The 3,540-nt window shown below is 72.7% G+C and carries 5 protein-coding genes; 2 read left to right on the top strand and 3 right to left on the bottom strand.

Translation table 11 applies throughout. From position 1 onward, the window contains the following. Positions 1–108 precede the first annotated feature (108 nt). Positions 109–651, top strand: coding sequence for a hypothetical protein (locus tag EYQ95_RS25910; protein ID WP_132332060.1), 543 nt, complete (start codon positions 109–111; stop codon positions 649–651). Positions 652–1,142: 491 nt separating this feature from the next. Here EYQ95_RS25910 and EYQ95_RS25905 read toward each other — a convergent pair whose 3' ends face one another. Next, a complete protein-coding gene (locus EYQ95_RS25905) occupies positions 1,143–2,084 on the bottom strand; it encodes a DUF72 domain-containing protein (RefSeq protein WP_132332058.1) in 942 nt (313 codons plus the stop codon). Positions 2,085–2,196: 112 nt separating this feature from the next. On the opposite strand from EYQ95_RS25905, the gene EYQ95_RS25900 reads away from it, so the two are divergent. After that, positions 2,197–2,730 (top strand): GAF domain-containing protein, encoded by a 534-nt coding sequence (locus tag EYQ95_RS25900; protein WP_132332056.1) that lies wholly within the window; start codon positions 2,197–2,199, stop codon positions 2,728–2,730. A gap of 135 nt (positions 2,731–2,865) precedes the next feature. On the opposite strand, the gene msrA is transcribed toward EYQ95_RS25900, so the two are convergent. Then, a complete protein-coding gene (msrA, locus tag EYQ95_RS25895) occupies positions 2,866–3,363 on the bottom strand; it encodes a peptide-methionine (S)-S-oxide reductase MsrA (RefSeq protein WP_132332054.1) in 498 nt (165 codons plus the stop codon). Continuing rightward, positions 3,360–3,540: peptide-methionine (R)-S-oxide reductase (locus EYQ95_RS25890; protein ID WP_207916704.1), on the bottom strand; the 181-nt coding region annotated here is incomplete at its 5' end. The genes EYQ95_RS25890 and msrA, both read right to left, overlap by 4 nt.

The raw sequence follows: 3,540 nt of genomic DNA, 5'->3' as shown, positions 1-3,540 counted from the left end.
GCCCGCCCGCCACGCCGCGGGCGCCCGTCCGTCCGCCGGCCGCGTGCACGTCGCGCGGCGCAGCCCGCCGACCCGCTACGCTGCGCGCCTTTCCCCGTACCTGCCGCCATGCACAGCGACTTCGACCCCGACGACAACTTCGCGCAGGCCTTCCACGCGCAGGGCGAGCTCGACGACGAGGCCGCCCTGTCGGCCGTGGTCTGGCAGCTGCTGCTGCTCATCAACCCCGGCGACGAGGATGGCGCCGCCGCGCAGTTCGCCACCTGGCAGGAGATCGCGGCCGGCAGCGACGAGGTCGACGCCGCGCTGGAAGCGCTGCGCGAGGCGATCGACTGGAAATCGGGCTTCCACGTGGCCGAGGACGATGCACGCGGGCTGGTGGAGAGCCTGGACGAGCTGGCCTCGCGGCTGGGGCTGCGCATCGACTGGGGCGTGGAGGATCCCACCGACGACGAGTTCCTCGACGGGGCCGAGACCGAGGCGCTGCTGGAGACCGCATACGACCGCCTGCGCGAGCACGACTACACGCTGTGGACGCGCGAGGCCGGCCCCGGCCTGCACGCCGGCTGGATCACCCACAGCCGCGACGACGAGGGCATGCGCGTGATCTCCGAGGCGCTGGGGCTGCAGGCGCGGCCGGCCGGGCGGTAGGGCGCGCCTGCGTTCGAGGCGATGCCGGGATGCCTGGTGCGTGCGGAAGCCGGGTACCCGGTCAGGCTTTCGCTGGGCGACGGTGCAGGCTCCATCGGCGCGCCGTGGGTTCCTCGGGAAGCGGGTTGGATGAGCGCCCGGTGCCGAGCAGGAACCAGCATCGAAGAGGCCAACGTTCCCGGATGTCCGCGATCACGGACATGACGGCATCGCGAGGGTGTCGAGCGTGCCGCGGCAATCGGCATCGGGTCGATGTCGACCGCGACGAGGCGATCGGCGTCGGGTGGATGTCGACTGCGCGAGGACGGCGGGGCATCGACTGATCATCGGCCGCGCCCGACGGTCGACACTCCGTTTTTCTGCTCCGCGATGCACGCGCATCTTCGCAGCAGCCGGCCCCGGCCTGGAGCCGCGCTCTTTCCCCGTCGCGCAAGGGCAGAGCCGCGGACGCGAGCAGCCCGCGCGGCCTCCGGTGCGGACATGCTCGAGGGCTAGTCGCCGGCTGCGGCCCCGGCTTCCGCGGGCTGCACGGCCAGGTCGCCGAGGATCTTCATCAGCGAGCGCCCGTTGCGCTGGCCCTGGTCGCCGTTGTTGTTGTTGAACACCACGTGCAGCTCGTCGACCTCGCGCGCGAGCCGGCGGATGGGCCGGGCCACCTCGCGCAGCTCGTCCTCGCTGTAGTCGTAGTCGAAGCGCTCGCTGGCCGCCTTCAGGCCGCGCGCGTTCCAGGTCTCGTGGTTGCGCCCGTGCATGCGCACGATGGCCATGCGCTCGGACGCGGTGCGCCAGACCGCCGGGATCGAACGCGCGCCCGCCTGCGGCTCGTCCACCACCACGTGCGCGACGCCGAGGTCGCGCTCCATGGCGAGCGTGCGCTCGTCGTGCTCGCCGTCGAACCAGCTGCGGTTGCGGAACTCGAAGGCGAGCTGGTAGCCGGGCAGCCGGCCCACGCATTCCTCGAGGTGGCGCTTCCAGTCCGGCGAGGGCACCACCCAGGGCGCGAACTGGAAATGCAGCGCCCGCAGGCGCCCGGCCTCGTGCAGCGGCCGCACGCCGCGTTCGTAGCGCGACCACAGCTCCTCGCGCAGCTCGTCGGGCACGTCCTTGTAGTAGATCGTCTTCTTCTCGCGGAAGTGCGCCGACAAGGCCTCCTGCACGTCGCGCGGCAGCGCGGCGGCCGGCGTCTGGTGCCCGGTGAACAGCCGGAAGGCCTTGACGTTCCAGGCGAAGTCCTCCGGCGTGCGCTGCACCCACAGGCGCGCATTGGCCTCGCTGGGCAGCGCGTAGTAGCTCGAGTCCACTTCCACCAGCGGGAACCGGCTGGCGTAGTAGCGCAGGCGCGACTCGGCGGTGTTCACGCCCTTGGGATAGAAGCGCCCGGACTTGATGAGGCTGGGATCGGTCCAGCCCGCGGTGCCGATCAGGATGGCCATGGGACGACGGTACACGGCGGCGCGTGCGCGCCCGTGATGCCGCGCTGCTGCGGCGGCGGGTGCCCGGCGCCGCCACGGCCGCCTCACCGGTCGTGGGGCATATAGTCGGGCCATGGGTACGACTCCGGATCCCGACGCGATCGCACAGGTGCGCGAGGACTGCCTGCGACGCATCCGCCGCGGCGAGCCCGCGGAGGCGGTGCTGCACGCGCTGGCCTGCGCGATCGACCGCATCGTCGACGGGGGCGGGGCCGCGAGCATCCTGTTCCTCGACGAGCGCGGGCGCCTTCGCAGCGCCGCCTCGCCGCGGTTGCCGCCCGACTACCTGGCCGCCATCGACGGGCTCGCGCCCAACCCGGACGTGGGCACCTGCGCCGCGGCCGCAGCGACCGGCGAGGAAGTGGTGACCCCGAGCTTCGTGGCCTACGGGCGCTGGCGCGAACTCGGTCGCCTGCCGCTGGCGCTGGGGTATGTCGGCGCGTGGAGCCATCCGATCCGATCGCTGGTGGACCAGCGCGTGCTGGGCACCTTCGGTGTCTACCACCGCGACGTGCGCGAGCCGACCGGGTTCGAGCGGGCCGCGGTGCGCCAGCTCGCACCCGTCGCCGCACGCGTGCTCGAGTTCCCTGCGGGCGGAGCGGCCTGACCGGCGCCGGACGCGGCCTCCGGCCGGCTACGGGCGCAGCCGCTGGGCGCGGATTCGCGCCGGCGCGCCGCAGGCTTCCCCCGGCGTTCGGCCACGCCCGGATGGCGTTGCGACCGCGTGGCACGGGCCGCACGGTCAGCGGGGCGGCAGCACCCAGCCCGGCCGCGGGTAGTGGCAGGTGTAGCCGGTGGGATAGCGCTGCAGGTAGTCCTGGTGCTCGGGCTCGGCTTCCCAGAAATCGCCCACCGGCTCGACCTGCGTCACCACCTTGCCGGGCCAGAGGCCGGAGGCGTCGACGTCGGCGATGGTGTCCTCGGCGATGCGCTTCTGCTCCGCGCTCGCGTAGTAGATCGCCGAGCGGTAGGAGGGGCCGCGGTCGTTGCCCTGGCGGTCGGGGGTGGAGGGGTCATGGATCTGGAAGAAGAACTCCAGCAGGCGCCGGTAGCTCAGCCTCGCCGGGTCGAAGATCACTTCGATGGCCTCGGCATGCGTGCCATGGTTCCGGTAGGTCGCGTTGGGCACGTCGCCGCCGCTGTAGCCCACGCGCGTGGACAGCACGCCGTCGATGTGGCGGATCAGCTCCTGCATGCCCCAGAAGCAGCCGCCCGCCAGGACCGCGCGCTCGGTGCTCATCGCGGCGCCTCCACCTGGTCCAGGTAGGCGCCGTAGCCTTCGCGCTCCATGTCGTCGCGATGCACGAAACGCAGCGCGGCGGAGTTGATGCAGTAGCGCAGGCCGCCACGGTCGCGCGGGCCGTCGGGGAAGACGTGGCCGAGGTGGCTGTCGCCATGGGCCGAGCGCACCTCGACG

The organism is Lysobacter sp. N42 (assembly GCF_004344885.1).
Note: the sequence above shows the minus strand (reverse complement) of the source record. Positions and strands in the feature narration are given on the sequence as shown.